Annotated in this window: 28 protein-coding genes and 1 tRNA gene; 14 read left to right on the forward strand and 15 right to left on the reverse strand. The window is 62.6% G+C overall.

All coding sequences use genetic code 11. The features are described 5' to 3' along the window. Positions 1 to 37 precede the first annotated feature (37 nt). Together L1965_RS00200 and edd are read left to right on the forward strand one after the other, a co-directional pair. Positions 38 to 256 carry a SlyX family protein gene (locus tag L1965_RS00200; RefSeq protein ID WP_235754396.1) on the forward strand — a complete coding sequence of 73 codons (219 nt, stop codon included), beginning with the start codon at positions 38 to 40 and terminating at the stop codon, positions 254 to 256. A gap of 124 nt (positions 257 to 380) precedes the next feature. Further along, positions 381 to 2,183 carry a phosphogluconate dehydratase gene (gene edd / locus L1965_RS00205; RefSeq protein ID WP_235754971.1) on the forward strand — a complete coding sequence of 601 codons (1,803 nt, stop codon included), beginning with the start codon at positions 381 to 383 and terminating at the stop codon, positions 2,181 to 2,183. Positions 2,184 to 2,214: 31 nt separating this feature from the next. On the opposite strand, the gene L1965_RS00210 is transcribed toward edd, so the two are convergent. Continuing rightward, positions 2,215 to 3,081 carry a LysR family transcriptional regulator gene (locus L1965_RS00210; RefSeq protein WP_235754397.1) on the reverse strand — a complete coding sequence of 289 codons (867 nt, stop codon included), beginning with the start codon at positions 3,079 to 3,081 and terminating at the stop codon, positions 2,215 to 2,217. 137 nt (positions 3,082 to 3,218) lie between these two features. Here L1965_RS00210 and L1965_RS00215 point away from each other — a divergent pair, with 137 nt between their 5' ends. Continuing rightward, a complete protein-coding gene (locus tag L1965_RS00215; protein WP_235754398.1) occupies positions 3,219 to 3,446 on the forward strand; it encodes a DUF1127 domain-containing protein in 228 nt (75 codons plus the stop codon). 44 nt (positions 3,447 to 3,490) lie between these two features. Here L1965_RS00215 and L1965_RS00220 read toward each other — a convergent pair whose 3' ends face one another. The 6 genes from L1965_RS00220 to L1965_RS00245 form a co-directional block, all read right to left on the reverse strand. Beyond that, the gene (locus tag L1965_RS00220; protein ID WP_235754399.1) at positions 3,491 to 3,949 is read right to left on the reverse strand and encodes an arsenate-mycothiol transferase ArsC; all 459 of its coding nucleotides are present in this window, start codon (positions 3,947 to 3,949) and stop codon (positions 3,491 to 3,493) included. 4 nt (positions 3,950 to 3,953) lie between these two features. After that, on the reverse strand, positions 3,954 to 4,433 hold the full coding sequence (locus L1965_RS00225) for a UPF0262 family protein (protein WP_235754400.1): 480 nt from the start codon (positions 4,431 to 4,433) through the stop codon (positions 3,954 to 3,956). Continuing rightward, entirely contained in the window at positions 4,430 to 5,743 is a 1,314-nt protein-coding gene (gene hisD / locus L1965_RS00230) for a histidinol dehydrogenase (RefSeq protein ID WP_235754972.1), read from the reverse strand. Before hisD ends, L1965_RS00225 begins: the two co-directional genes overlap by 4 nt. Before the next feature lie 239 nt (positions 5,744 to 5,982). Further along, the gene (locus tag L1965_RS00235; RefSeq protein WP_235754401.1) at positions 5,983 to 6,459 is read right to left on the reverse strand and encodes a DUF2948 family protein; all 477 of its coding nucleotides are present in this window, start codon (positions 6,457 to 6,459) and stop codon (positions 5,983 to 5,985) included. Between the two features lie 2 nt (positions 6,460 to 6,461). Continuing rightward, positions 6,462 to 7,733 carry a UDP-N-acetylglucosamine 1-carboxyvinyltransferase gene (gene murA / locus L1965_RS00240; RefSeq protein WP_235754402.1) on the reverse strand — a complete coding sequence of 424 codons (1,272 nt, stop codon included), beginning with the start codon at positions 7,731 to 7,733 and terminating at the stop codon, positions 6,462 to 6,464. Further along, positions 7,734 to 7,904, reverse strand: coding sequence for a hypothetical protein (locus L1965_RS00245; RefSeq protein ID WP_235754403.1), 171 nt, complete (start codon positions 7,902 to 7,904; stop codon positions 7,734 to 7,736). Positions 7,905 to 8,159: 255 nt separating this feature from the next. On the opposite strand from L1965_RS00245, the gene L1965_RS00250 reads away from it, so the two are divergent. Together L1965_RS00250 and L1965_RS00255 are read left to right on the forward strand one after the other, a co-directional pair. After that, positions 8,160 to 8,234: transfer RNA gene (locus L1965_RS00250), tRNA-Thr, on the forward strand. Positions 8,235 to 8,520: 286 nt separating this feature from the next. Continuing rightward, complete coding sequence (locus L1965_RS00255) at positions 8,521 to 9,348, forward strand: PD-(D/E)XK motif protein (protein ID WP_235754404.1); 828 nt, start codon at positions 8,521 to 8,523, stop codon at positions 9,346 to 9,348. Positions 9,349 to 9,428: 80 nt separating this feature from the next. Here the strand turns inward: L1965_RS00255 and L1965_RS00260 are convergent, their stop codons facing one another. Both L1965_RS00260 and L1965_RS00265 read right to left on the reverse strand, forming a co-directional pair. Further along, complete coding sequence (locus L1965_RS00260; protein ID WP_235754405.1) at positions 9,429 to 10,118, reverse strand: hypothetical protein; 690 nt, start codon at positions 10,116 to 10,118, stop codon at positions 9,429 to 9,431. Beyond that, positions 10,118 to 10,258 (reverse strand): hypothetical protein, encoded by a 141-nt coding sequence (locus L1965_RS00265; protein WP_235754406.1) that lies wholly within the window; start codon positions 10,256 to 10,258, stop codon positions 10,118 to 10,120. Before L1965_RS00265 ends, L1965_RS00260 begins: the two co-directional genes overlap by 1 nt. Positions 10,259 to 10,866: 608 nt before the next feature. Between L1965_RS00265 and L1965_RS00270 the strand changes: the two genes are divergently transcribed. Together L1965_RS00270 and L1965_RS00275 are read left to right on the forward strand one after the other, a co-directional pair. Beyond that, entirely contained in the window at positions 10,867 to 11,778 is a 912-nt protein-coding gene (locus L1965_RS00270; RefSeq protein WP_235754407.1) for an ArdC family protein, read from the forward strand. 45 nt (positions 11,779 to 11,823) lie between these two features. Beyond that, positions 11,824 to 12,282 carry a hypothetical protein gene (locus L1965_RS00275; protein ID WP_235754408.1) on the forward strand — a complete coding sequence of 153 codons (459 nt, stop codon included), beginning with the start codon at positions 11,824 to 11,826 and terminating at the stop codon, positions 12,280 to 12,282. 178 nt (positions 12,283 to 12,460) lie between these two features. Here the strand turns inward: L1965_RS00275 and L1965_RS00280 are convergent, their stop codons facing one another. Beyond that, on the reverse strand, positions 12,461 to 13,654 hold the full coding sequence (locus tag L1965_RS00280; protein ID WP_235754409.1) for a Fic family protein: 1,194 nt from the start codon (positions 13,652 to 13,654) through the stop codon (positions 12,461 to 12,463). A gap of 184 nt (positions 13,655 to 13,838) precedes the next feature. Continuing rightward, on the reverse strand, positions 13,839 to 14,042 hold the full coding sequence (locus L1965_RS00285; protein WP_235754410.1) for a hypothetical protein: 204 nt from the start codon (positions 14,040 to 14,042) through the stop codon (positions 13,839 to 13,841). A gap of 444 nt (positions 14,043 to 14,486) precedes the next feature. On the opposite strand from L1965_RS00285, the gene L1965_RS00290 reads away from it, so the two are divergent. After that, a complete protein-coding gene (locus L1965_RS00290; protein WP_235754411.1) occupies positions 14,487 to 14,741 on the forward strand; it encodes a helix-turn-helix domain-containing protein in 255 nt (84 codons plus the stop codon). Between the two features lie 31 nt (positions 14,742 to 14,772). Here the strand turns inward: L1965_RS00290 and L1965_RS00295 are convergent, their stop codons facing one another. The 4 genes from L1965_RS00295 to L1965_RS00315 all read right to left on the reverse strand — a co-directional run bounded on the left by L1965_RS00295 (position 14,773) and on the right by L1965_RS00315 (position 18,282). Then, positions 14,773 to 15,057, reverse strand: a complete 285-nt coding sequence (locus L1965_RS00295) for a hypothetical protein (RefSeq protein ID WP_235754412.1) — start codon at positions 15,055 to 15,057, stop codon at positions 14,773 to 14,775. Positions 15,058 to 15,073: 16 nt separating this feature from the next. Continuing rightward, on the reverse strand, positions 15,074 to 16,387 hold the full coding sequence (locus tag L1965_RS00300; protein ID WP_235754413.1) for a relaxase/mobilization nuclease domain-containing protein: 1,314 nt from the start codon (positions 16,385 to 16,387) through the stop codon (positions 15,074 to 15,076). Further along, on the reverse strand, positions 16,384 to 16,872 hold the full coding sequence (locus tag L1965_RS00305; protein ID WP_235754414.1) for a hypothetical protein: 489 nt from the start codon (positions 16,870 to 16,872) through the stop codon (positions 16,384 to 16,386). Before L1965_RS00305 ends, L1965_RS00300 begins: the two co-directional genes overlap by 4 nt. Before the next feature lie 519 nt (positions 16,873 to 17,391). Further along, the gene (locus tag L1965_RS00315; protein ID WP_235754415.1) at positions 17,392 to 18,282 is read right to left on the reverse strand and encodes a LysR family transcriptional regulator; all 891 of its coding nucleotides are present in this window, start codon (positions 18,280 to 18,282) and stop codon (positions 17,392 to 17,394) included. Positions 18,283 to 18,375: 93 nt separating this feature from the next. Here L1965_RS00315 and L1965_RS00320 point away from each other — a divergent pair, with 93 nt between their 5' ends. The 6 genes from L1965_RS00320 (at position 18,376) to L1965_RS00345 (ending at position 25,277) form a co-directional block, all read left to right on the forward strand. Beyond that, positions 18,376 to 19,824, forward strand: a complete 1,449-nt coding sequence (locus L1965_RS00320; protein ID WP_235754416.1) for an aldehyde dehydrogenase family protein — start codon at positions 18,376 to 18,378, stop codon at positions 19,822 to 19,824. Then, positions 19,821 to 20,834, forward strand: coding sequence for a membrane dipeptidase (locus L1965_RS00325; protein ID WP_235754417.1), 1,014 nt, complete (start codon positions 19,821 to 19,823; stop codon positions 20,832 to 20,834). The genes L1965_RS00320 and L1965_RS00325 overlap by 4 nt, the downstream gene beginning before the upstream one ends. 45 nt (positions 20,835 to 20,879) lie before the next feature. After that, complete coding sequence (locus L1965_RS00330; protein WP_235754418.1) at positions 20,880 to 22,430, forward strand: BCCT family transporter; 1,551 nt, start codon at positions 20,880 to 20,882, stop codon at positions 22,428 to 22,430. A gap of 68 nt (positions 22,431 to 22,498) precedes the next feature. Continuing rightward, positions 22,499 to 24,178, forward strand: coding sequence for a hypothetical protein (locus L1965_RS00335; RefSeq protein ID WP_235754419.1), 1,680 nt, complete (start codon positions 22,499 to 22,501; stop codon positions 24,176 to 24,178). Beyond that, positions 24,175 to 24,909, forward strand: coding sequence for a DUF3726 domain-containing protein (locus L1965_RS00340; protein ID WP_235754420.1), 735 nt, complete (start codon positions 24,175 to 24,177; stop codon positions 24,907 to 24,909). Before L1965_RS00335 ends, L1965_RS00340 begins: the two co-directional genes overlap by 4 nt. A gap of 14 nt (positions 24,910 to 24,923) precedes the next feature. Beyond that, complete coding sequence (locus L1965_RS00345; protein WP_235754421.1) at positions 24,924 to 25,277, forward strand: RidA family protein; 354 nt, start codon at positions 24,924 to 24,926, stop codon at positions 25,275 to 25,277. Positions 25,278 to 25,424 lie beyond the last annotated feature (147 nt).

Consider the following 25,424-nt stretch of genomic DNA (forward strand, 5'->3'; position numbering starts at 1 on the left):
GGCCAAATCCGAGGCTGCTGTAACGGAAGGGGGCGACATGGACAAGCAGGCCGAGACCCGGATCGCGCATCTCGAGGAGACGCTCGCGCATCTGACCCGCGTGACCGACGATCTCAGCGAGGTGATCGCCCGGCAGGACGCAGAGATCGCGCTGCTGACCCGGCGAGTCGGGTTGCTGATGCGAACGGCCGCTGACCAGCAACTGGACGCTGGCGGGACCGTCCCGCTTGCCGACCAGCGCCCGCCGCACTGGTGACGCCTGACCGCGCGTCTTCGTGATGAACGCGCGCCTTGCGCATCCGGTCGTTTCACCGCAAGCGATGGTTGCACCGTTATCGCTAACGGCGTATACTGACCGCAAAGCCAGAGGAGGCCGCATGATGACCCTGCACGCCACGCTCGATCGGGTGACAGACCGTATTCGCGAAAGGTCGCACAAGACCCGCGACGGCTATCTCAAGAAGATTGCCAAGGCCGCCGAGGATGGCCCGCGTCGCGCACATCTGTCCTGCGGCAACCAGGCGCACGCCTATGCCGCGATGGATGACAAGGAGGACATGGCGACGACCCGCAAGCCCAATCTCGGGATTGTCACGGCCTATAACGACATGCTGTCGGCGCATCAGCCCTATGAACGATTTCCGGACCTGATCCGCCGCGCGGGCCACGCAGCCGGTGCAACCGTCCAGGTCGCGGGCGGCGTTCCGGCCATGTGCGATGGCGTCACGCAGGGCCGTCCGGGAATGGAGTTGTCGCTGTTCTCGCGCGATGTCATCGCCTTGGCGACAGGGGTGGCACTGTCGCATGACTGTTTCGATGCGGCGCTGTATCTGGGTGTCTGCGACAAGATCGTGCCGGGCCTGGTCATCGGGGCGGCGACATTCGGGCATATCCCGGCGGTCTTCATTCCGGCCGGACCGATGCCGTCCGGCCTGCCCAATGACGAGAAATCCAAGGTCCGGCAGCAATTCGCGACGGGTGAGGTCGGGCGCGACGTGCTGATGGCGGCCGAGATGGCGTCCTATCATTCGCCCGGCACCTGCACCTTCTATGGCACCGCCAACTCGAACCAGATGCTGATGGAGTTCATGGGCCTTCACCTGCCGGGCTCTAGCTTCGTCAATCCCAACACGCCGCTGCGCGAGGCGCTGACCGTGACCGGCGTCGAGCGGGCAGCCGCGATCACCCGGCTTGGCAACGACTATCTGCCCGCCGGCGAGGTTCTGGACGAGAAAGCCTTCGTGAACGGCATGGTCGGCCTGATGGCCACCGGCGGATCGACCAATCTGGTGATGCACATCCCGGCAATGGCGCGGGCGGCAGGGGTGCTGATCGACATCGAGGATTTTCACGACATCTCGGAATCCGTGCCGCTGATGGCGCGGGTCTATCCCAACGGTCTTGCGGATGTGAACCATTTCCACGCCGCGGGTGGCATCGGCTACATGATCGGGCAGTTGCTGGAAGCAGGGCTGCTGCACGAGGATGTCAAGACGATCCACGGCACCGGACTTGAAGGCTATACCGCCGAACCGAAACTGGATGGAGGGCGGGTGCGCTGGGAACAAGGTGCCCATGACACGCTGAACGACAGGATCCTTCGCCCTGCCAGCAACCCGTTTGCGCGCACCGGCGGGCTCAAGCAGCTTGAAGGCAATCTGGGCCGTGGCGTCATCAAGATCAGCGCCGTCGCCGAGGAACGCCATGTCATCGAGGCAAAGGCCCGCGTCTTCGCGGATCAGGAAGAAGTGAAGGCCGCCTTCCGGGCGGGCGAGTTCACAAAAGACACGATCGTGGTCGTCCGGTTCCAGGGCCCTCGCGCCAACGGCATGCCGGAACTGCATTCGCTGACGCCGACGCTGGCGGTGCTTCAGGATCGCGGCCTCAAGGTCGCGCTGGTCACCGATGGCCGGATGTCGGGCGCATCGGGCAAGGTGCCGGCGGCGATCCATATCTCGCCCGAAGCATCGGTCGGCGGGCCGCTGGCGCGGGTGCGGGACGGCGACCTGATCCGGCTGGACGCCACGATGGGAACGATCGACTGCCTCGCCGAGGATTTCGACAACCGCAAGCCGGTCGCCTTCGATCCGGCCTCAAGCAGCGAAGGCATGGGACGCGAGATGTTCGCGGCCTTCCGCGCGGTCGCAGGGCCGGCAACCGAAGGGGCCGGCGTGGTCGTCTGAGCCATGAAGGGCGTGCCGGGCGCGGTCGCCCTCAGGCGGCCACGGCGGCGACCTGACAGATGGCGCTGCGCAGATATCCGGTGAAATCGGCCGCCATGCATCGCGCCGGGCCATCGGCGACATAGACGTTCAGCCAGGTTGCCGGCAGCGGCGGCAGAGCGCCGCCATGATCGATCGGCTCAAGCCCGGGTTGCAGGATCCCGCGCGGCAGCAATGTCACGCCAATATCTGCCGCCGCCAGAACCCGCCATGTGTCGCTGCCCGCGTCAGCCACAGTCTGCGACCATTCGATCCCGGCACGGTCAAGTGCCTCTTCAGCGACCGGCGTGTAGGCGCAGTGCGGAGAGTTCGCGACCGGCAGCGGCCGCTGTGTCCAGGCATTGCCATTCGACGCACCGGCCCAGACCAGATCGACCTTGGCCAGATGGATGGCGCCCGGCGGCGCATCGAATTCGGTGGTCAGGATCACGTCATGTTCGCCGCGCCGCATCGCGACCCGCAGATCCTTGCTGCGCCCATCGTTGATGATCAACTCGATGCGCGGATTGGCCTGCTTGAACGCCCGGACCGCCTGCGCGACGCGATTGAACATCCAGTCGCTGGTCAACCCGACGCGCAACCGCCCCTCGGGACGCTCGCCGGTAAAGCGAGCGACGATGTGGTCGTTCAGCGCGACCAGCTTGCGCGCGTCCAGCAGCAACTCGGCCGCGAAGTCCGACAAGACGATCCCGCGCCCCTGCTTGGCCAGCATGCGTTCACCGAACAGTTCCTCCAGCCGCTTCATCTGCATCGAGAGCGCGCTTTGCGTCATGTTCAGCGCCTCGGCCGCGCGCGTGACCGCACCATATTCCGCGACCGCCTGCAGCGACCGCAGAGTGGCGATGTCGAGATTTCGCATTGTTCAACCTCATTGATGGGAAGGATCAATATCATTCGTTTCACAGATGGGTTGCGCCGCAGTATATATCAATTATCCGCATGTATATGGCAATGTGTATCACATTCAGTGATGCACCACATCATTGGAGTTGAACTATGGCACAGAAATCGGCCCTGCTTCGCGTCGTGACCGGCCGCGGCATCATTCCCCGCCCCAACTGGCTCGAGCGCATCCTGACCGCGTTCGACACGCATCAGACCACCCTGAGGCTGGACAGCATCAGCGACGCGCAGTTGCGCGATATGGGCCTGACCCGCGACGAGGTGAGATCTGAAATCTGCCGGCCCGTGTGGGATGCGCCCCTGCACTGGCACCGAGCCTGAACAGCGGCGGCGACGCGTGTCCCGTGCGCGCCCGGCGGACAGAATCACGCTTCGGGCGCGCCGAATCTTTCGATCATCTTGGCGCGGATCTGGTCGCGGGTCTTGCGATAGACCGCCAGCTTGGCCTCGCGGCTCTCGGCCAGTCCGGTCGGGTCCATGATCGGCCAGTACTCCACGTCCAGATGAAAGACGCGGGTCATTTCCAGCGCCAGCCTCTGGCTCGCCGGCGACAGCGCCACGATCAGGTCGAAACCGCCCAGATCGTCACCCCAGTCCTGCATTTCCTCGAAGCTGCGGCTGCGGTGATTTGACAGGTGGACGCCGATCTCCTCGCATACCGCGATGGAAAAGCCGTCGATCTCCATATCGTTCTTGACACCGGCCGACTGGACATAGGCGGAACGGCCGTAGAACTTCTTCATCATGCCCTCCGCCATCGGCGAGCGGATGGCGTTGTGATCGCAACAGAACAGGATCGAATGGGGTATCTTGTCCTGCGGCATGGTCTCAGCTTTGCGGGATCAGCGCGCAGATCAGCGTGAACAGGCGACGCGCCGTGTCGATGTCCAGTTCGGCCTTGCCCTCAAGCCGCTCCTGCAAGGTTCGCGCGCCCTCGTTATGGATACCGCGCCGCGCCATGTCGATCGCCTCGATCTGCGCGGTGGGCAGCTTCTTGACGGCGTCGAAATAGCTTTCGCAGATCTGGAAGTAGTCCTTGACCACCTGCCGGAAAGGCCCCAGCGACAGGTGGAACTCCGCCACCTTGTCTTCGGACTCGTTGCTCAGGTCAAAGACCAGACGGCCTTCGCGGATCGCGAGGTCCAGGATATAGGGCCCGTCGGGAACCGGCTGTCCGTCGCGTCCCGGCACCGCAAAGCTGTTGTCCTCGATCAGGTCGAAGATCGCCACGCTGCGTTCCTGCTCCATCTCGGGCGTCGCGGGCGCGATGGCGGAATCGTTGATCTCGATGCGTGTCAGGCGGCTCATTCCTGGGCCCTTTCGTTCAGTTGCGCCAGCCGCGCCTCGACCGATGCGCCATGCGCCTGCAAGCCCTCGGACACCGCCAGCCGCACCGCCGCCGGTCCGATCGCGGCCAGGGCACCGGGCGTCAGCCGCGCGATGGTCGTCCGCTTGAGGAAATCGAGGACCGAAAGCCCGGACGAGAACCGCGCCGACCGCGCGGTCGGCAGGACGTGATTCGGACCGGTGACATAGTCGCCGACCGCCTCGGGCGTGTGGGCGCCAAGAAAGATCGCCCCGGCATGGACGCATTGGGTGGCCAGCGCCTCGGGGTCGTCCACGCAAAGTTCCAGATGTTCGGGCGCGATGCGGTTCGACAGCGCGACCGCCTCGGCGAGGTCGCGGGCCACGATGATCGTGCCATAATCGCGCCAGCTGGCGCCGGCGATCTCGGCGCGCGGCAATGTCGGCAGGATCCGGTCCACCGCGCCCGCGACCGCATGGCCAAGCGCCGGGTCTGTGACGATCAGGATCGACTGCGCGTCGGCATCATGTTCGGCTTGCGCCAGCAGATCCAGCGCCAGCCAGTCGGGGTTTTGCGGCCCCTCGGCGATCACCAGCACCTCTGACGGACCCGCGATCATGTCGATGCCGACACGCCCGAACACCTGCCGCTTGGCGGCAGCGACATAGGCGTTGCCCGGACCGGTGATCTTGTCCACCGGCGCGATCGTGTCGGTGCCGTAGGCCATCGCGGCAATCGCCTGGGCGCCGCCGATGCGATAGATCTCGTCCACGCCCGAGATCTGCGCCGCCAGCAGCACCAGCGGACTCACCACGCCGCCCGGCGTGGGCACGCAGATAACCAGACGTTCGACGCCGGCGACCCGCGCCGGTATCGCGTTCATCAGCACCGACGACGGATAGGCCGCCTGCCCGCCCGGGACATACAGCCCGGCCGCCGACACCGCCGACCAGCGCCAGCCAAGCATGGCACCTTCCGGATCAGTCCAACTGGCATCCGCGGGCATCTGGCGGGCGTGATAGGCGCGGATCCGTTCTGCGGCCAAACCCAGCGCGGCGCGGTCCTGATCGGACACCTTCGCGACCTCGGCCGCGATCTCGTCCGGCGAAAAGCGCAGCCGGTCCGGGGTCAGATCCAGCCGGTCGAAACGCGCCGTCAGGGCGCACAGGACGGCATCGCCCCGGTCGCGCACATCGGCGATGATCGCCGCGACGACGTCGTTCACGTCGGTGGAATCCTCACGCTTGGCCGACAGCATGTCCGCAAAGCGCGCCTCGAAATCGGCGTCGGATGTGTTCAGCGTGACCGGCATCGGCATCTTCCCCGAGATCCTGCGTTGCGCCTTGTTAGCCGCAACCCCCCGCCGCCTCAAGCGCCCGGTGCCATATTGCGTGGGCCTGACCAACGGCGACAGGGAAAAGCCGCGCCTTGCAGCCTCACCGTCCAGAGGTTCCGGCCCGCCGCCGATCCTGACCGCCGCGCCGCCGCCGCCAGCGGCCAAATCCGGCCTTCAGACGAGGGCGATCGGTTCGTCCAACCCTGGACCCAGGGTCATTCGGGGTGCTCGGGGACCTTGCCCGACGGGGCGAGATAGGGCTGCGACACATCCCTCAGGTCCACATTGATGCATTCGACCTCGGCCGCCAAGGCGCCGTCGCCCGCGAATTCCAGCGTCAATCCGCCGGTCCCATCCTCGCCCGCCGCCCAGTCCAGCGTCAGCAGTTCCAGAACCGTGTCCGTGTCGCGGGCGATTCCGTCGCTTTTCAGGTGCCGCACATCGCTGATGATCAGCAGCGACCTGACGCGTTCGTAGCCGCGGCCCTCGGCACGCGCCTGTTCCACGTCCTCCCATCGGAAACGGTTGATCAGCAGCGCCAGACGCCTTGTCCGCGGATCGTAGCTGATCTCGGAGGCCGGCAGGATCGAGTCCTGCACAAGGGCAGACACGATCCGCAGGTCGTCCTCGTCCTCGGCCCTCAGCGCCAGCGGGCGCGGATCGGCATCGGCGAAACGGGCGTCCTGGGCCATGATCAGTCCTCCTTCACGCGCTCGATATGAGCTCCCACGCCGCGCAGCTTGCGCACGACATGCTCATATCCCCGGTCCAGATGATAGACCCGGCTGACGGTGGTCTGCCCTTCTGCGGCCATGCCGGCAAGGATCAGGCTGACCGAGGCGCGCAGATCCGTGGCCATCACCGGCGCGCCGCGCAGCCTCTCGACACCGGTGACGGTGGCGTGGCCGCCATGCACCTCGATCCGCGCACCCATGCGCGTGAGTTCTGGCGCATGCATGAAGCGGTTCTCGAAAATCGTTTCCTCCAGCACGCTGGTGCCGTCGGCGAGGCACATCAAGGCCATGAACTGCGCCTGAAGGTCGGTCGGAAAGCCCGGATAGGGCGCGGTCGTGACATCGACGGCCCGGACGCGACCGTTCCGGCGCGACACCGTCAGGCCGCGCGGGGTTTCCTCGACGCTGATGCCTGCCTCATCCAGCTTCTCGCAGAACGCGGCCAGCAGGTCGATGCGGCCGCCCAGCAGCTCGACCTCACCGCCGCACATGGCCGGAGCCAGCATATAGGTGCCCAGCTCGATCCGGTCGGTGACGACCGGATGGGTCGCGCCATGCAGCGCGTCGACCCCCTGCACCGTGATGGTGCCGGTGCTCTCGCCATCGATCTGGGCTCCCATCGCCCGCAGGCAGCGCGCCAGATCGACGATCTCGGGCTCGCGCGCGGCGTTTTTCAGAACCGTCGTCCCGCGCGCCAGCGTGGCCGCCATCAGCGCGTTTTCCGTGGCGCCGACCGAGACCAGTGGAAAGTCGATGATCGCGCCCCTCAGTCCGCCGGAGGGTGCCTTGGCAAAGACATAACCGTCGTGCAGGTCCAGTGCCGCACCCATCGCTTCCAGCGCGCTGAGATGAAGATCGACCGGACGAGCACCGATCGCGCAGCCGCCCGGCAGCGACACCTCGGCCCGCCCGTCGCGCGCCAGCATCGGCCCCAGCACCAGAATCGAGGCCCGCATCTTGCGCACGATATCGTATTCCGCCCGGTGGCTGGTCAGCGCGTGGCTGGACATGGCCAGGACCTGCCCGTCCTGCAAGCTGGCGGCCTCGGCCCCCAGGCTTTCAAGCAGTTCGGTCATGGTCCGGATGTCGGACAGGCGCGGCGCGTTCGTCAGGGTCAGCGGCTGATCGGTCAGCAGCGTGGCGGGCATCAGTGTCAGGCAGGCGTTCTTTGCACCCGCGATCGGGATCTCGCCCTTCAATGCGCCGTTCCCGCGAACGATGATCTGGTCCATCTAGCTGTCGTCCTTGCCTGTCTTGCTGCCTTGCTCTTCGCCGATCCGGCCCGCCTGCTCGGCCCGCGCGCGCGCCTGCGCCTTGCGACGCTGAAGATTCGCGCGCAGCGCCGCCCGCAGCCGTTCCGCGCGCGCCGCCTTGCCGTCATCATCTGTCTTGCCACCGGTCATCCCGCCCTGTTAGCCCCGGTCGCCCTGACAGTCCAGCAATGCCGACACCCGAACCGCCATCGAAAGTCCCGAAAACTGGCGCCAGCCCCCTTGCGCGCGACGATCACTTTGTCTAAACGCCGCTGCACGAAGGCGCTGCGCCGTCGCCCCCATGCCGCCCCGAGCGTGGCTGAGGGACTGGACGCGAAGCCGCCGGGTCTGTAGGGCTTTTTTCAGGCTGATCGTTTCGACGGTCGCGCCATCGACGAAGGTCATGCTGTGGTAGCTCAGTGGTAGAGCACTCCCTTGGTAAGGGAGAGGTCGAGAGTTCAATCCTCTCTCACAGCACCATCTCGCTATTTTGGTTACAGAATCCCGCTAACACCTTGAAGGGAAAGGCGGTTTTTATAGTTCGATAACCGTTTTCCCGTGAGTATCGCAGGGCCTCCGGAAAGGCCAATCGAAGCACTGTTTGCTTCATGGTCAGGCTTCCATTTTCGTAAAGATTCCAAGGCCTTGCCAGAAATTCGAGCGATAGTTCGATAAACTCTTCAAACCTCCCCTTCGGCGGCACGATACGGCTCGCGCGATCAGACAGTCGAATCTTCTCCCGTTCCAGCTTTGCTATCCGGCGCTGTTGCTGCCAGCAGACGCGAACGATATTCGAACAGATATTGTTCTCCGTTCCGTTGATGTAGAGTTTTCTCGCCTCTGCACTATTGAAACGGAAGACGATCAAGAACATAACGGCTGCTACACAATAATACGCCTCAAAGAAGCCGATCCCGATATTGTTCGCCTCTTCGTCAAAATTCTAGAAGAACGTTTCCTCAGTTCTGCTCGGATGAGTAATCCAAGAATTGCCGAAAGTATACAAGAAGTCGCATCCCTTTTCAGTCAGATCGACGGTTCCCCCAGGGATCAGCTTGGCCTTTGGGGCGAGCTATTTGCGATCACTCAGTCCAATAATGTTGATGATGCCGTTCGGTCCTGGAGTTCGCAAAAAACGGCAAAGTACGACTTCGTGACTGAGACGTTCGTTCTGGACGTGAAGACTACGTTGTCATCAACACCCAAACACCGCTTTGCCTTGGATCAGCTTCGTCCAGCAGGAAGTTACGAAGCATACATCCTATCTTTGTGTGTTGTTGAATTGCCCGCGGGCCGAACTGTTGGTGAATTGATGGACGCTATCGGTGACCAGATTGCCGACAACGAATTGCGCAGCGCTTTTCTGCGGCAGTGCCTCGTGAAGGGTGGGAAAGATATCTATCAAAGCAATTTGAAGCTTCAAGCCTACCCAGAGGAAGACAGCTTCCAAATCTATTCAGCAAGTGACATTCCTGTTCCTGCCATCGATGCGGGTTCTCCGATCCACAATGTGCGATTTGATGTTGATCTTACAAACCTCGCGGCCGTGACAAGGGGCGCGGCAAACACAGTTCTCCTATTCGGGGGAGGATAGGACACACTGGCCATCATGACAAAGACCTATCAGCAGTTATCTAAAGAATCCGGTTCGTCCTAAAGTCCGCTCTTTGCTTCCTATTCGCTCGGAAACTCGAATTCTGCGGCATCGAACTGGCGGCCTCTTGTACCCATGTGGACGGATGTCTCCAGTCCAGCCAAGCGGTAGGCGTTTGCCACTCCATAGTCATTGGATGCGCTTGGCACCCGCTCAATATAGACCAAAGAAAGTGATGCGAGCAGGCTCGTTGCTGCTTTGATCTCATCACGCCGAATACCCGAGTATTCATTGATCTTATCGAAGCTGATGTTCGCAAGGTTCGTGTCCCTACCACGCCGCGCGGCAAACAGTAGGTAAAGCTTGATCGCGTTCAGTTCTGCCTTGCTTCGCAAACGGAAGTACCGAAACGCTTCAACAACTGGGCCGACATAAAGCGGTTTGGCTGGAAGTTTGCACCATCCGCTGGTCAAGTCATAGCCGACAAGTTCGAACGAACTGCGCCCGTTTTGCCAGCGTCTAACAATGCCGCGTTTCTCCAGTATGCTGAGCCCTCTTGACAGCTTCGCGCGGCTAACGTCGGTCGCGGTGCAGAGTTGGTCGTACGTTATTTTCGCTAAGCCAGTCTCCGAGTCCACGTAGTGCGCAATCACAACCAGTGCCATCAGTGCCGCAGTGTTGTCCGACCCACCGTATTTCCACTGGAATTTCTTCAGGCCGTGTTCCTCGATCCAAGTCGAGGGCAGAGGTACCCACTTCTGTATCGCCATCACCTCTCCTTTTTCGCTACTGTCACCACCGCGTAGATCGCGTAGGCCGCTAAGCCGAATGCCGCCAAGATCAAGATCAAGACCAACACCCCAGGCGGCAGGCCAGAGAGAAGGTCAGCAAGGTTCGTCAGTTCATCCATCGGTTGCTCCATCGTTGTTTCGCGTTTGCTCGATGAAGCAAAATTTGCCTGAAAGCGTAACATATCTCTAGAGACAGTGCCACACATAGTATTGATGAAATCGAAGAAAAAAATTGTTAGATCAATAGATTAGAGCGTAGGAAAGAGGCTATAAATTTTCCCAAAACAGTTCATGAGTGCAGGCTCGTGAACCAAATTAGCTGATTTCTGGGTGTCATCAGGCAGTCGGGGGCTCACTCAGATGTTACCATAGATTAAGGGTTCGAGGGTTGCACGCACCGCTTCGCGGACGGGCTGTCGTGAACCGAGCCTGCGCCGCTGGCTTGTCTCGGCCATTCGGCTTCCATCCCTTGCGCAGCTTTGGCCAGCCCTGACGGGCTGACGCTTTCTTTCCTATTGGGGGCCTGCGGCCCCGTCCTCCGTCAAGACCAAGCCCTCCGCAAGAGCTGCGGGCGCAGCCAGCGGTCTCCCCGTCCTTCCGCGCCTTTGGCTTGTGCAGGACGGGTGATCCCCCTCCGCTGTCTGCGGTCCTGACGGTCTCCCCCCGCTCATTGGCGCGGGCCTAGTCCGGTTGCATGTGCAACCGGCTTTAAAAGGAGAAAGGGCCAATGAAACAGGACATTTACCAGAAAGTTACAGACAAGATCATTGCCGATCTGGAGCAAGGCGAACTGACATGGCACAAGCCATGGTCCGCCGGAAACATGGACGGGCGGATCATCAAGCCGCTGCGCCATAACGGCATGGCCTACAGCGGAATCAATGTGCTGATGCTGTGGGGCGCGGCCATGGAAGGCGGCTACCTCTCGCCGTTCTGGATGACCTACCGCCAAGCCAAGGAATATGGCGCACACGTCCGCAAGGGCGAGCGCGGCAACCTTGTTGTCTATGCCAACACCATCACCAAGACCGAAGAGCAGGACGACGGCAGCGAGGAAGAGCGCAAAATCCCGTTCATGAAGGGCTATAGCGTCTTCAACGTCGAGCAGATCGAAGGGCTGCCCGAGCATTTCTACAGCAAGCCCGAGCCGGTCATCGACCCCGCGCAGCGGATCGACCATGCCGAGGAATTCTTCGCCGCCACGGGGGCGGACATCCGCAGCGGCGGGAACAGGGCATATTACAGCGGCGGCAGCGATCATGTGCAGATGCCGCATTTCGAGAGCTTCCGCAGCCCTGAAGCCTATTATGCGACCTTGGCCCATGAATTGACTCACTGGACGAAGCACGAAAAGCGCCTTGACCGTGAATTCGGGCGCAAGCGGTGGGGCGATGAAGGCTATGCCCGCGAAGAGCTGGTCGCCGAGCTGGGCGCGGCGTTTCTTTGCGCCGATCTGACACTGACGCCGGAGCCAGGCACCGATCATGCCGCCTATATCCAGAGCTGGCTCAAGGTGCTGCGCGATGACAAGCGGGCGATTTTCAGCGCCGCCGCCCATGCGCAGCGTGCAGCGGATTTCCTGCACGGTTTGCAGCCCGTCATCGAGGAACCTGAGCAGCAGGAAGGAGTCGCCGCGTAAGCGGCGGCTTCGGCCATTTAGAATTCAAACAGAAAGGATAAGAACATGAACCAACTTCAATCAAACGATATTATCGACATGCGTTGCGATCTGCACGCGATCAGGCAGAAATTCGGCGAGCGTTATTTTGCAAGCGAGGAAGCCGTTCGGGAAGCGGCAAGCCTTTGGGGCGCGAGCTGCAACAAGCACGGCGTTCTCGATAACATCACCGAGAAGGTCAGGGTCGAGCACAAGGGTTATTCCGCCACTATCCGCCTTTACAGGACCGGAAAAGGCTACTGGCATGTCGCCCGCGATTTCAACGCGCCGGATTCCGGTTCCGGCGGCCCTGCAACCGTTTGGGACGGGATCGCCTTCAAGAACGCTCTGGCCGCTCGCAGATGGGCCGTTCAGCGTCTGCTGGAGCGGTGCGACAAGCAGGAGCGGTTTGATCGGAATCCGGCCCTCGGGACCTTCCGGAGTAAGCTGGAAGCAGAGATGACCCCGCAGCTTTCTTTGCTCTAGGCGGAAAAATTTTGTATTCTGATAAAGGGTATATCTTGCGGCTATTCCGCGCCACATGACTACCTCCGGCCCGCAAAGGATAGCATTTGCGGGCCAAATTTTTCTTTGCCGTGGGCGAAAAATTTCGGCTGGCCTCGCGGCCAGCCGGATGATGGTAGGAGTGCATTGGAGTGCAGCATTATTGCTCTGGAAACAGGCCAGGCATCCAGCGCCCTGCAAGCGTTGCCGGAAAGGCCAGAACCAACGGCGCGCGCGAACTTTCCGATGTCAGCGCGCCCGCATCGATCAGGGCCGAGGTTACGCGCCGCGCCGTACGGTCGCTCGCACCCAGAATGTCGGCTACCGCGCCGCGCGGCAGTTCACCTTCATAGAGGATCGCGCGCAGAACCGCGTCGGATTTTGGGGGAAGCCGCCCGCCACGAATTTCTTCTTCCGCCCAGATCATGATCCGGTCACGCAGTCGGTCCGGCTTCATCAGACCTTCCATGAATTGCACCTGATCGATGCAGGTTTGCAGGAAGAATTTAGCGAAGGAGGCAAGCGCCGCTTCGCTCAGCGTGCCGCGCCCGTCACGGTCGCCGCGCCTTGGCTCGTCGCAGGCCTGCAAGTGTTTCTTGTAGGCCGCTTCGTTGCGCGCAAGGCCGCGCGCGACCGACCAAAGCCCGCCAGTGTTCAGAGAATCGCGCAGCATGGCATAGGACATCAGGCGCGCCACGCGCCCGTTGCCGTCCAGAAACGGGTGAACCCACAGCAGCCGGTGATGTGCACAGGCCGATGCGAGGATCGACTCGATCCGGCCCGCCTTACGGTAGGCTTGATCAAGCCGGTCAAGGAAGCGCGACACTGCACCTGGACTGATCGCGACGTGACGGCCAACCACCACATCGCTTTCCCTGAATTCGCCTGGCACAACGCGGATGCGTTCGCCGGTGCTCGGCATTTCTACATAGAGCAGGTCTTCGGGCAGCAACTCACAGAAGCGCCGGTGAATCTCGCTGATCATCGCCGGTGATGTCGGCGACTCGGCCAGCCCGCCGTCATCGATCCATTTCTGGACGGCGATATGCGCTTTGGCTTCGAGCTGGAGGTCGCGCTTTTCTGGATCAGTGCTGTAATCGTCATGAAGGGCGCGCTCGATGTCGATAGGGTGCGTGTTGTGACCTTCGATCAGGTTGCTGTAGTAACAGTTCATGGAGCGGATGAGCGTGGCCAGCGCCGCCGCAACCTGATCCGGCAGGCTGCTGCGGAAGGCGGCGGCGCGCGCGGCCAGATCGAGAGCAAGATCGTTCAGCTCGCCCCTGTGCGGCGAACCCTCGCTGACCATCAACGGCTCGAACAAGCCTATTGTCTCTTTATCATCCCGTAGCGTCATGTATCCTCGATTTTGGCCGCTTTCATGGCAGCTTCCATGATCTAAGTTAATCAATCATAGCATGGGTTTAAGGTCGATGTCAGTAAGTTTGTGGCCGTCAAGATGGCCGGTTCTGTGGCCGGTTACTTGGCCGCTTTGAACGCCAGCCAGAGCGCAGGCCGTCTCTGGCGGGCTGCGCGGCACGTCAGGGCTTGCAGCGCGACCGTGCCGCCGGTCTGGCTTTATAGCCCATTGCGCGTTCGATGTTTTCGAGGCTCGCCAGTATGTTGCGGCGATCCGGCGTGTCAGGCTCGGTTTCGAGCAACAGCATCGAAAAAAGCTGATGCAGTTCGCCGAGTTCCTGGGCCGTCAGGCCGTGCAGTTCGTGTATGGTGAGTAGCGTGATCATGTGATCCTCCTTTTCCGTTTGCGACCCGACCAATTCGGGCCTTTTCGGGATCAGGAGGCGCAGGAAGCGGCTGCTATCGGACACCTTCGGGCGCAACAAGGTGGAGCAGGCACACCGCCTTGGCCGTATGTGCAGCCCTTTCTGACATTCATGATTTCCGGAAGCGTCGATGGGCGGGCGCAGGAGGAGGATTCTATCTCTCGCATCATGCCCAAAGCGAATAATGCCTACGACCGAAGCTCCTCAGAACTAATTCGTTGCACTCAACCCTTTCCATGCTGGAAGGGCCGTCGAAAGACGGAACATGCAGACAGTTATTTGCGTGCGTCTCAGTTTAATTTTTTTTGGTGGAAATTTTGCGTCAGTCTAAGGTATTCTGAGTGATAATTTTGAATAATTTGAGGTTTAAGTGCTATTTTTGTAGCACCTTTGCAGGATCAGCACATGAGTAGAGAAGATAATGGAAAAGATAAAACTGATTTTCACGTCTTATTGGAGGCCGCGCTCCTAACGCAGCGGGAGGCTGCGGATCTTCTAGGCGTTGCCCACGACACGGTGAGGGGTTGGGTTAAGGGCCGTCGGGAATGCCCTGATGGTGTTCTAAAAGAGCTGCTCGGCGTCGCGCAAAAGAGTCTAAGGGATCAAGCAAACGAAGTTGAAGAAATAGCTTCCAGAGTTTCAAGAAATGATAGCGGTTAGACGGTTTAACAGTATCTTTTTTGCGAGAAATTTAGTTCAAGCGATCTGGCGTAGTCGAATAGATGCAGTCAAATTCCGGATCATCCACGACGACAAAGGCAATCTCGTAGATGTCCGAGACGTTGTGGTCTTCCATCATAAAGCACCAGACCTGCCGCCAGAGGACGCGCCCCGCCAGCGTTGGCCGGAAACCCGAGCGATATTCGGCCACGCCAATCGGTGAGGGGCAGCCGCAGCGCTCGCAGGCCGCTTCCAGCCGCCGCGCCGCATCATAGACGCGGCGCGGGACATAGGTGATCCAGTCGGGCTTGCTCATTTCGAGCCTCCTTTCTCTATCGTTCAAAACCGCGATCCCGTGTTCGGTCGCGGCGGCGTTGTTCCTTGCGTTCTTCGCGTTGCGTTTCCGGGTCGGGACGCTCTGACTCGCGTTCCGGCAAAGCCATGGTCTGGTAGCGGGCAACATCCTCGCGCAGCAAAAGCAGATCGGCTTGCTGCCGTTCGCGCCGTTCCCGAACCCGCTCTTGCAGAGCGCGGCGCTCGTCGAGCTGGCTGGCAATCATGCCATCGCACTCGGCGCGATCCCGCAGCAGGGCGGCCCACGCTTCGCGCTCATTGCGCTGTTTGATCTTGCTGTATTTGCCGGTCAGGCGATGCCAGAGGCCAGAGAACCCGCGCGGTAGCCTTGCTGCTCGCGCCTTGGTTTCCGCTATCCAGCGCTTTTCGTGTGTATCTTTGAGCGTTTGCCGTTCCTGCCGATGTCGCGCGGCCAGTTCGTTGCGTTCCGCTTCCAGCGCCTTCCGGCCCTGTCCGGCTTCCAGTTCCGCTTGCCGGATAAAGCCCTTGATGCGCTCCGACATGCGGGCGGCGATGTAGGTGCGGGCTTCATCGACCGAAGGGAAGGCTTCGGGATCACCGAGCCGCGTGGCAACATCCTTGGTCTTCACGCCCGCCTGCCGTGCCACCGCATAGACTTCGCCGCGATAATCGACGGCGACAAAGCCGCGCCGGTCTCCACGCGCCAGCATGAAGCCGCGTTCCTTGAGGGCCTGGGCGAAGGCCGTGCCGGTGTCCGAGCGGTTCCAGCATTCCTGAAACAGCGCCTTGAGCTGCTTCGGATCGAGCCCGACGCGCCGCGCTTGCTGCCATTCCGCGCGCGTGTAGCCGAGCGGATCGCACTCCCGCCACTCGCGCAGCCCCTTCGGCATTTCCCAGCCATGGCTGCGGAATAGCTCGCGCGACACATCCCGCAGGCGTATCTTGTAATGCGGCAGGTTGATCGCACGCATCCGCTCTGCGTCAATCCGCGACCAGACGACATGCGCGTGCCGCCGTCCGTCTTTCTCGTGGAACACAATGGCGCGGGGCTGGCCTTCGAGGCCGAGCTTGCGCTCGACCTCATCGGCGGCATTCTCGAAATCGGAGGTTGTGACGGTTTCGCCGCCAGGCGGGTTGAGGCTGGCCGAGAACAGGTAATTTTCGCAGCGCGTGCCTTTAGCGATGGCATCGACTTCGCGAAAGGCGTCGAGCAGGTCCTCGCCGACGAAGCCGCGAACCTCGTGCAGATCGACATGATCATTGTCCCGCATCGAAAGCAGGTAACGGGCGAGTTGCGCTCCGCCGCCGCGCTCTTTGGCCTTGAGGATCATGGCTTCAAATCCCATCCGGCTTTCGAGCCTGACCCCGTTTCGTGCAGGCCGAGCGCAATCAGCAGATCGCGCCGCATCGCCTGCACGTCCTTGCAGGCTTGCCGCAGATCGGCCTCGGTTTCCGGTGTGACGGGCAGCGAGCCTGTGTTCACCGCCTTGGCGAGCTGGTTGAGGTTGCTGGACAGGCGTGACTGGCCAAGAGCAGCTAGCACGCGCCCGAGCGCCGCATAATCCTTGACTGGAAAATGCCCGCGCGTCTGGCGCGGCGCAGCATCCTCACCGAAAAGCCGGTCGCGGATATACGCCCCGAGTGCCATGCCGGACGCATCCTGTTCTAGCCGCGCCCGTTCGTCGAAGCTCAGGCGCAGTGAGAAGGGCTTGGGTTTCCCGCTTGTTTGCGTTGCAGCAGGCGCTTTCACCGGCTCCGGCGCGTCGGGAAGCCGCCAGTCTGCTAAGCCGTTGAAGTTATTCCTTATGTTCGTCATGGTCGCGCTCCAGACCGTCAAGGTCTAAATACGCGAGATGGCGTTCCCACTCTTGCAGGGTCTCAAAAAGAGAGTTCAAGTTCTCTCTTTCAAGCAGCACCATCTCATCCCTCGACCAGGACGTTCCGCTGACATCTTGAACGGCGGGTGAAGGTCGCAATTCCGCACGATCCTCCAGGCACCCCTTTCGCGGCATGACCGTGAAGGTTTCTCCGGGCTCTTGCTTCTGCCTCTCCGCTGCGCCGATCCGGCTCTGCCTGTCTGGGTCGTGCCCGGTGGCGACGATGAAGCGGATGCCACCGCCGAAGCCGGGCCGAGACAGGGATGCAATGCCCGGAACTGCCGGGCCGGCGGTGCATGGCGCGGGACTTTGGCCGACAGGTCGCCGAATTCCGATGCGGCATTGCCGTCCCGAGCGACTGCACCGCGCTCGGCAGACGGATCATGGCCGCAATCGGACGGCCGTCGCCGCGGGCCCGGAGAAATCTCGGCGTCCGGTTCACTCCTTCGGATCTTGCGTCAGCCCGTCCCGGACTGACGCCCGATTTCCAGCAACGAGGTCCAGAACGCCTCGGCCGCCGGCCCAAGATGTCTGTTCGTGTCGCGGATCATCCGCAGTTGCCTGCGTGTGGCGGGATCGCGGGGCAGAAGGAAGGTCAGGTCTTCAGGCTGGTGCTGCATCGCACTTGCGGGAAGCACCGTAGCCCCCAGCCCGGCCCGCACAAAGGACAGAAGCGCAGTCGTATTCCGGGCTTCGAGGTTGCAGCGTGACAGCAAGTCCGGAATCCAGGGATGTCGCACAAGATGACATAGGGGGTTGGCGATCAGCGGTTCCTGCTCAAGAAGGCCCCATGAAAGCTTTGCCCCGTTCCCGGCCTCGCGCGCGATTGCGCCGTCCGAGCGGCAGACGATGCCAAGGTCGTCTTCAAGCACGACATGGCCGTCCGATGGGTCGAGGACCGAGGCCGACATGATCCCGATATCGGCTTCGTCGGTCTTGACGCGCCGGCGGACCGCGGCACTGTCCACATCGCTGATCTCTAGCCTGACATTGGGTCGCACGCGGCTGAACGCGGCAATCGCCGTGGGCAGGATCGTATTCGCCGCCGAGGGCACCGCCGCGATGCGAACGGTGCCTGCGGTCGAGACGGCGTGGCGGCGAATGGCCTCGACGCTGCGCGAGAATGCATCTGCTGCGCGCCCGCTTTCCAGCAGGACGAGTTGGCCCAGTGGCGTCAGCCGGTTCTTTCGATCCGTTTCGAACAGAGGGGCGCCGATGTCCGCCTCCAGCTGCGCCAGCGACATGGAGATCGCCGAGGGGGTGCGGCCGACAAGCGAGGATGCCGCACCAAGCGAGCCCTGCTCGGCGACGATCCGAAAGAGGCGCAGCATCTCCAGCTTGATAGCCATTTCATTTTTCCTGAAATAACGTTAAGAACTTCAAGATTGCCTGAATTCGCTGTGACCCGCTAGTCTTGTTTACAGCAAGGATGAGGGTCAATCGTGCAGAACACCGGATTATACATCGACGGACGTTGGGAAGCTGGCAACTCGACCATCGAGAACCGCAATCCTTCCGACATCGCGGACCTGATCGGTCACTATGGGCAAGCCAGCGCGGACCAGCTGGACGCGGCGCTTGCTGCCGCGCGCCGGGCTCAGCCGGCATGGGTCGCCGCCGGGATCCAGAAGCGCCACGATGTGCTGATGGCGATCGGCACCGAGCTGATGGCTCGCGCCGCAGAGATCGGGCAGATCGTTTCACGCGAAGAGGGCAAGCCGCTTGCCGAGGGCAAGGGCGAGGTCTATCGCGCCGGACAGTTCTTTACCTATTTTGCCGGCGAGGTGCTGCGCAATCAGGGCGACCTGGCCGAGAGCGTGCGGCCCGGCATCGAGATCGACGTGCGTCGCGAGCCACTGGGCGTCGTCGCCATCATCTCGCCCTGGAACTTTCCCGTGGCGACCCCGGCCTGGAAGATCGCGCCCGCACTGGCCTTCGGCAACGGCGTTGTCTGGAAGCCTGCGAACCTGACCCCCGCCAGCGCCGTCGCCCTGACCGAAATCATTGCCAGGCAGGACATTCCGGCCGGGCTGTTCAACCTGGTGACGGGTCCGGGCCGCGCGGTCGGCCAGCGGCTGGTCGAAAGTCGCGAGGTCGATGCGATCAGCTTTACCGGCTCGGTCCCGGTCGGGCGCGGCATTGCCGCCTCGGCGATCGCGAACATGACCAAGGTCCAGCTGGAGATGGGGTCGAAGAACCCGATGATCGTCATGGACGATGCCGACCTGGATCTGGCCGTCGCCCATGCCGCCGGCTCGGCCTTTGGCGGCACCGGACAGAAATGCACCGCCGCCTCGCGGCTGATCGTGCATGAAGCCGTTCACGACGCCTTTGTCGAGAAGCTTGTCGCCGCGGCACAGGCGCTGAAGGTGGGACATGCGCTGGAGGATGGCACCCAGATGGGGCCTGTCGTCTCGAAAGAGCAACTGGCGCAGAATCTGGGCTATGTCGATATCGGCAAGGGTGAGGGGGCCGAGCTTCTGTGCGGCGGCACGCCGCTGGAACGCGCGACCGAAGGCCACTACATGGCACCGGCCGTCTTCGCAGGCACGCGCAACGACATGCGCATCAACCGCGAAGAGATGTTCGCGCCGATCACCTGCGTGATGAAGGCCGGAAGCTATGACGAGGCGCTTTCCATCGCCAATGACAGCGAGTTCGGACTGACGGCCGGGATCATGACCAGAAGCCTCGCTCGGGCCAGCCATTTCAGGGCCAGCATGCGCGCGGGCTGCGTCATGGTGAACCTGCCCACGGCGGGCACGGATTATCACGTTCCGTTCGGCGGGCGTGGCGCCTCGTCGTTCGGGCCGCGCGAGCAGGGGCGCTATGCGGCCGAGTTCTACACCGTGGTCAAGACCGCCTATGTGGCGGCCGGCACACCGGAATGAGCGTGCTGATCGACGGGCTGCAATATGCCAACTGGTCGGAAAAGATCTTCCGCCAGATGCGGGATGGCGGCGTGGACGCGGTGCATGTCACCATCACCTATCACGAGACGTTCCGCGAGACGGTCCTGAATATCGAGCGATGGAACCGCTGGTTCGAGCAGTTTCCCGACCTGATCTTTCAGGGCCGCACCGCGGCGGATGTCGCGCTTGCTCGCAGGACCGGCCGGACTGCAATCTTCTTCGGCTCGCAGAACCCCTCCTGTATCGAGGACGATATCGGACTGGTCGAGATCCTGCACAGCCTGGGCCTGCGCTTCATGCAGCTGACCTACAACAACCAATCCCTGCTGGCCACGGGATGCTACGAGGCCGAGGACACGGGCCTGACCCGCATGGGCCGCGAGGTGGTGGCCGAAATGAACCGTGTCGGGCTGGTCGTGGACATGAGCCATTCCGGCGAGCGGTCCACGCTTGATGCGATCCGGTATTCGACGCGCCCGATCGCCATTACCCATGCCAACCCCGCAAGCTGGCACCCGGCGTTGCGCAACAAGTCCGACACCGTCCTGCGCGCCTTGGGCGAATCTGGCGGAATGCTGGGCTTTTCCGTCTATCCGCATCACCTGAAGGATGGTTCCGGCTGCTCGCTGCAATCGTTTTGCGACATGATCGCGCGCAGTGTCGATCTGATGGGCGTCGGCCATGTCGGGATCGGAACCGACCTCTGCCAGGACCAGCCCGACAGCATCGTCGAATGGATGCGCGTCGGGCGCTGGACCAAGCGTCTGGACTATGGCGAGGGCAGCGCGTCAGCGCCGGGCTTTCCTGCGATGCCCGAGTGGTTCGGCGACAATCGCGATTTCGGCCGGATCGCATCGGGCCTGCGCGCCACGGGCATGGCCGAGGCGGACGCGGCCGCAGTCATGGGCAACAACTGGCTGCGGTTCTTCGAGGAAAGTTTCGGCCCTGCCCGTTCAGGCGTGAACGAACAGAAAGCCGCCGCGCAATGACGACCTTTCGGGGTCGGTGAATGATCTTGTCGGGGAGGACAATGAATGAGCGACGTTACGGAAACGGGCGGCAATTTTGCCCGTGATCGCCGGGTGGACAAGCCTCTATTTGCAATAACCGGCGGGTTTATCCTGTTGTTCTGCGCGCTGGCGCTGTTCGACATCGACCTGCTGTCGGCCCTTGTCGACCAGGGGTTCAATTTCGCCGCGACCTGGTTCGGCCTCTACTGGCAGATCCTGCTTCTGGCGACCTTCTTCATGGGCCTGGTGCTGTGCGTGCTGCCGGGCAGCCGGGTCAAGCTGGGCAACATCGCGGCGCCAGAGTTCACGCTGTTCCAGTGGGGCTCCATGATCATGTGCACGCTGCTGGCCGGCGGCGGGGTGTTCTGGGCGGCGGGCGAGCCGATCGCCCACTACCTGTCCACGCCGCCCGTGTTCGGCGATCTGAGCGGCGACCCGGCGGCACAGGCCTATGCGGCACTGGCGCAAAGCTATCTGCACTGGGGCTTTCTGGCCTGGGCGATCCTTGGCGCGCTGACCACGGTCATGCTGATGCATTACCACTACGACAAGGGACTGCCGCTGGCCCCACGCACCCTGCTTTATCCCGTTTTCGGCGACCGGGCGATCAATGGCCCGATCGGGCTGATTGCGGATGCCTGCTGCATCATCGCGGTGGTTGCCGGGACCGTCGGACCGATCGGTTTCCTGGGTCTGCAGATGTCCTATGGATTGAATGCGCTGTTCGGCATCCCCGACAGCTTTGCCACGCAGACCATCGTGATCCTTGCGCTGGCCAGCCTCTACACGATCTCGGCGGTGACGGGCCTGTCCAGGGGCATTCAGCTTCTGTCCAGGATCAACGTGATCCTGGCCTTTGTCCTGGTCGCCTTCATGCTGGTGGCAGGGCCGACCTTCTTCATCTTCGACGGGTTTGCGGGCGGTATGGGTGTCTATCTGTCGAATTTCTTCGACATGGCGATGTTTCGCGGTGACGCCGGTGCGTTTGGCGAGCCGGGCTGGCTGGGCTGGTGGACCGTGTTCTTCTGGGGCTGGTTCCTGGGTTACGGCCCGCTGATGGCGATCTTCATCGCCCGTGTCAGCCGGGGCCGGTCGATCCGCTCGATCATCGTGATGCTGGCCATCATCGCCCCGCTGGTCACCAATTTCTGGTTCACGATCATCGGCGGAACCGGCATCGCGCTGGAACAGATGACGCCGGGCGTGATCTCGGGCCCGTTCGAGGGGTTCAACCTTCCGGCCGGGTTGCTGGCGACCACGCAAGCGCTTCCGCTGGGGTTCCTGCTGTCGCTGCTTTTCCTTGTGCTGACGATGATCTTCGTCGCCACGACCAGCGACTCGATGAGCTTTGTTATCGCCACGTCGATGTCCGACGACAATCCTTCGGTCTTCCTGCGCAGCTTCTGGGGCGTGGCGATGGGTGTCATGGCGCTGATCCTGATCTCGACCGGTGCGGGCGGGATCGGCAAGCTGCAAAGCTTCATTGTCGTCACGGCGGTTCCCGTGTCGCTGGTGCTGTTGCCGTCACTCTGGGACGCGCTGCGGATCACCTTGCATTTGGGCAAGCGGGCCTGACCACGAAGCTTTCGGTGCGGGCGGCCCGATCGCCGCCCCGCCATGTCGCAAGGATCACCGAGGACAACATGGATTGTGCTTCTCTCAACCCGATTCCCGAAGCCGCAGCGTTCCGCCGTCCGCCATCGCAGGTCATGCGTCTTGACCGGATGGGAAGCGCACATCCCACGCGACTGTCGTTTCTGCGCAGCCTTCTTCGCCGGGTAAGCGACGAAGGCTGGACCTTCGATCGTCCGGTCTGGGACATCGACGGGCGCGGCGTGGGCCGGGCGGTCTATCGTGCCGCAGGACCCGTCCGGACCTATTGCCTGGTGGCCTTTGCCCATGATCTGCCCGCCGAAATGCGTTCGGACCGGGTGATCGCCACCGCGTGGGATGCAACCTTCACGCTGTTTGATGGCGAACCGGACGCCGATGATCTGGATCGGCTTCAGGCCAATGTGCCATTGCAGGAAGCTGGGCGGATCAGCGCGCGCGAATTGTCGCTCAGCCGGGCAAACCGCTCCGTGCGCCTGTTCGCCCATGTCATCGAACGGCTTGCCGCCGGCATGCAGCCCGACCCTGCCGAGGTCGAGGCGGTCGGCTATCTGATGCGCACCACCGCCGTGTATGGGTCGGGCAAGTTCGGCGCTGCCGATCGCGCCAACATCGCGGATCGGCCTGAACTCAGCGCGCCGTTCCAGGCCGAGATGCTTTCGGTCTGGCTGACGCGGCAATTCACCGTGGATATCGTCGAGCATCTGGCCGCCACACGCGGTGGCGCGAGCGCCGTGCGACTGGACCCTGCCATCAGGCGCATGCTGGGCGTCGGCAATTCGACCGGGCTCGGCATGGCCCCCTTCCTGGTCCGCCATCCGGTGCTGTTGAACAACTGGATGATGGCGCGCGAAGAGGCCCTTGCGCGCGTCCGGGCGCAGCATGCCGCGCGTCCCGATGCCGTGGCCGCGTTTCAGGCGGCGCTTGCCGAGGCAACCGAGAATGCCCGGCAATGGCATTCAACCCATCCGATCCAGATCGCGAAGCTGGACGCGCTGCGGCGTGATCTGACATGCCTTGCGGACCGGATCGCGAACTGGCCCGAACCGCAGTCGAACCATCCTTGGGACAGGCTGTGGCGTTGGGGCGAGGCAGAGCTGTCGCTTGAAGGACAAGAGGCGCTGCTGGCGCTGATGCTTGAGCCGCATGGCGACCTTGTCGACGGGCTTTCCGACTGCATGACCGCCGACGAAAAGGCCTGGTTCCGCCTTGACGGCACGATCACGGTTGCCGATTTCTCGGCAAGCCTCGCACAGCATTACGACTGGGCCCTGGCCATAGATTTCGACCAGCCGGACAAAGCGGCACGGTTCTGGTATGTCTCGGAGGAAAAACTGGAACCGCGCCTTGGCAACCGGTTCGAAGAGGATGGCGCGTCCCTCGAGCAGCCGCTCTGCATCGCCCGGTTGGCCCACGAGTTGCACACGGCGCTGAAGGATTGGCCCGGCGACGCATCGCTGGCGGCGTTCCTGCTGGCACATCCCGAACATCGCTTCATGGCGCGGCGGGCGCAGATCCTGGGCCACCATCCCTATGCCGAGGTTCGTGACAACCTGATTGCCGCGGAAATCCTGCCGATCGACCTGATGCGCTGCAAGCTGGCCTTCTTCGGCGCCAGCCGCTTTGATCCCAGATCCGACAAATGGGTGCGCATCAGCCTGTTCCAGGGAATGCCCTATCCGTCGGACATGACGCCGGGGGGCTGGGCATGAGCGCGGCCCAGGATCACGAGGCGGAACCCAACGATCCGACCCGCTCGGGCTCGCCCGTGCCTGGCGGAAAGGACGCATGCCTGTCGCAGAACGAGATCGAGCAACTCTGCCTCAAGGCGGCCAGGGGTGCGGGCATGAGCTGGGGCTTGGCCGAGGAGGCGGGCTTTGCCGCCGCCTGGTTGGCTGCGCGCGGACTGGACGGACCTGGGATCCTGCTGGCACAGCTCACGCTTGCGGATGGCCGTCCATGGGACGAGATATGCCCCCTTGTCGCACCGGGACGGTTCGCGGCGGAAGACAGCGGCTGTCTGTGTCCGATCGCGCTTGGCAGCACCTTGTGCGATCATGCGGCCCTGCCCCAAGCGTCCATGGAAAACGCGCCGTTGCGGTTGGGGCCGGTCAGCTGTCCGCTTCTGCTTCTGCCCTTCCTCTCGGCCGTTGCGACGGCGCGGCGACAAAGCCTTTGCCTCCGCTGGCCACGGGGCATGGTTGTCCTGACGGCGGATGGGCAGATCGCAGGCGATGCGACGCGCCTGGGGGCAGAAACGTCGCTCACGGCCGAACTGGAACGTCACAAGCCAGCAACGGAGCGTGTTCCCGTGACCGGCGATCTGCCTTTCCTGCCTTCGGAAACCCTGAGGGGTTTGAATGATCTTGCGCTGCGTACGACAGTACCGGCGTCCGAGGCTTCGCGCGCAGGCGCCGGAGCCGTCACTGGTGACAACGACTGATCGAAGGAAACGAGATGACCATGCACAGACTGAACCCCGGCCCCCGCATGAGCGAGGCTGTCCGCGTCGGCGATATCGTGTTTCTCGCCGGACAGATTCCGACAACGCTTGACGCGGACATCACGGTCCAGACCCGCGAGGTGCTGGCCGAGATCGACGCCGTGATGGCCGAGCTGGGCGGAAGCAAGGCCGATATAGCCTCGGTGCAGGTCTGGCTGTCGGACATGGCCGACTTCCAGGGCATGAATGCGGTCTGGGACAGTTGGGTCGATCCCGCAAATCCCCCCGCCCGCGCTACCGGAGGTGTCGCGCTTGCGCGCCCCGGCATGCGGGTCGAAATGATCGCGGTCGCGCGCGCGCCCGCATGAATGCGGCGCCGCCAGGGTGGATGTTTCGCATCGCGGCCCTGGTTTGAAACGTCTGTCCTGGCGCGCATCTTCGGTGGGCATCCCGCGGATCTTGACCTAGTCTGCCACAACGCCGCGGGCCGATAAGGCGATGCAGCGCGGCATCCG

This window comes from Paracoccus salsus (assembly GCF_021556615.1).
Classification (GTDB): Bacteria; Pseudomonadota; Alphaproteobacteria; order Rhodobacterales; family Rhodobacteraceae; genus Paracoccus; species Paracoccus salsus.

What these genes read in the sequence shown, in the direction of transcription:
- L1965_RS00200 (WP_235754396.1), top strand. Translation starts at nt 38, where the DNA reads ATGGACAAGCAGGCCGAGACCCGGATCGCGCATCTCGAGGAGACGCTC.
- edd (WP_235754971.1), top strand. Translation starts at nt 381, where the DNA reads ATGACCCTGCACGCCACGCTCGATCGGGTGACAGACCGTATTCGCGAA.
- L1965_RS00210 (WP_235754397.1), bottom strand. Translation starts at nt 3,081, where the DNA reads ATGCGAAATCTCGACATCGCCACTCTGCGGTCGCTGCAGGCGGTCGCG.
- L1965_RS00215 (WP_235754398.1), top strand. Translation starts at nt 3,219, where the DNA reads ATGGCACAGAAATCGGCCCTGCTTCGCGTCGTGACCGGCCGCGGCATC.
- L1965_RS00220 (WP_235754399.1), bottom strand. Translation starts at nt 3,949, where the DNA reads ATGCCGCAGGACAAGATACCCCATTCGATCCTGTTCTGTTGCGATCAC.
- L1965_RS00225 (WP_235754400.1), bottom strand. Translation starts at nt 4,433, where the DNA reads ATGAGCCGCCTGACACGCATCGAGATCAACGATTCCGCCATCGCGCCC.
- hisD (WP_235754972.1), bottom strand. Translation starts at nt 5,743, where the DNA reads ATGCCGGTCACGCTGAACACATCCGACGCCGATTTCGAGGCGCGCTTT.
- L1965_RS00235 (WP_235754401.1), bottom strand. Translation starts at nt 6,459, where the DNA reads ATGGCCCAGGACGCCCGTTTCGCCGATGCCGATCCGCGCCCGCTGGCG.
- murA (WP_235754402.1), bottom strand. Translation starts at nt 7,733, where the DNA reads ATGGACCAGATCATCGTTCGCGGGAACGGCGCATTGAAGGGCGAGATC.
- L1965_RS00245 (WP_235754403.1), bottom strand. Translation starts at nt 7,904, where the DNA reads ATGACCGGTGGCAAGACAGATGATGACGGCAAGGCGGCGCGCGCGGAA.
- L1965_RS00260 (WP_235754405.1), bottom strand. Translation starts at nt 10,118, where the DNA reads ATGGCGATACAGAAGTGGGTACCTCTGCCCTCGACTTGGATCGAGGAA.
- L1965_RS00265 (WP_235754406.1), bottom strand. Translation starts at nt 10,258, where the DNA reads ATGGATGAACTGACGAACCTTGCTGACCTTCTCTCTGGCCTGCCGCCT.
- L1965_RS00270 (WP_235754407.1), top strand. Translation starts at nt 10,867, where the DNA reads ATGAAACAGGACATTTACCAGAAAGTTACAGACAAGATCATTGCCGAT.
- L1965_RS00275 (WP_235754408.1), top strand. Translation starts at nt 11,824, where the DNA reads ATGAACCAACTTCAATCAAACGATATTATCGACATGCGTTGCGATCTG.
- L1965_RS00280 (WP_235754409.1), bottom strand. Translation starts at nt 13,654, where the DNA reads ATGACGCTACGGGATGATAAAGAGACAATAGGCTTGTTCGAGCCGTTG.
- L1965_RS00285 (WP_235754410.1), bottom strand. Translation starts at nt 14,042, where the DNA reads ATGATCACGCTACTCACCATACACGAACTGCACGGCCTGACGGCCCAG.
- L1965_RS00290 (WP_235754411.1), top strand. Translation starts at nt 14,487, where the DNA reads ATGAGTAGAGAAGATAATGGAAAAGATAAAACTGATTTTCACGTCTTA.
- L1965_RS00295 (WP_235754412.1), bottom strand. Translation starts at nt 15,057, where the DNA reads ATGAGCAAGCCCGACTGGATCACCTATGTCCCGCGCCGCGTCTATGAT.
- L1965_RS00300 (WP_235754413.1), bottom strand. Translation starts at nt 16,387, where the DNA reads ATGATCCTCAAGGCCAAAGAGCGCGGCGGCGGAGCGCAACTCGCCCGT.
- L1965_RS00305 (WP_235754414.1), bottom strand. Translation starts at nt 16,872, where the DNA reads ATGACGAACATAAGGAATAACTTCAACGGCTTAGCAGACTGGCGGCTT.
- L1965_RS00315 (WP_235754415.1), bottom strand. Translation starts at nt 18,282, where the DNA reads ATGGCTATCAAGCTGGAGATGCTGCGCCTCTTTCGGATCGTCGCCGAG.
- L1965_RS00325 (WP_235754417.1), top strand. Translation starts at nt 19,821, where the DNA reads ATGAGCGTGCTGATCGACGGGCTGCAATATGCCAACTGGTCGGAAAAG.
- L1965_RS00330 (WP_235754418.1), top strand. Translation starts at nt 20,880, where the DNA reads ATGAGCGACGTTACGGAAACGGGCGGCAATTTTGCCCGTGATCGCCGG.
- L1965_RS00335 (WP_235754419.1), top strand. Translation starts at nt 22,499, where the DNA reads ATGGATTGTGCTTCTCTCAACCCGATTCCCGAAGCCGCAGCGTTCCGC.
- L1965_RS00340 (WP_235754420.1), top strand. Translation starts at nt 24,175, where the DNA reads ATGAGCGCGGCCCAGGATCACGAGGCGGAACCCAACGATCCGACCCGC.
- L1965_RS00345 (WP_235754421.1), top strand. Translation starts at nt 24,924, where the DNA reads ATGACCATGCACAGACTGAACCCCGGCCCCCGCATGAGCGAGGCTGTC.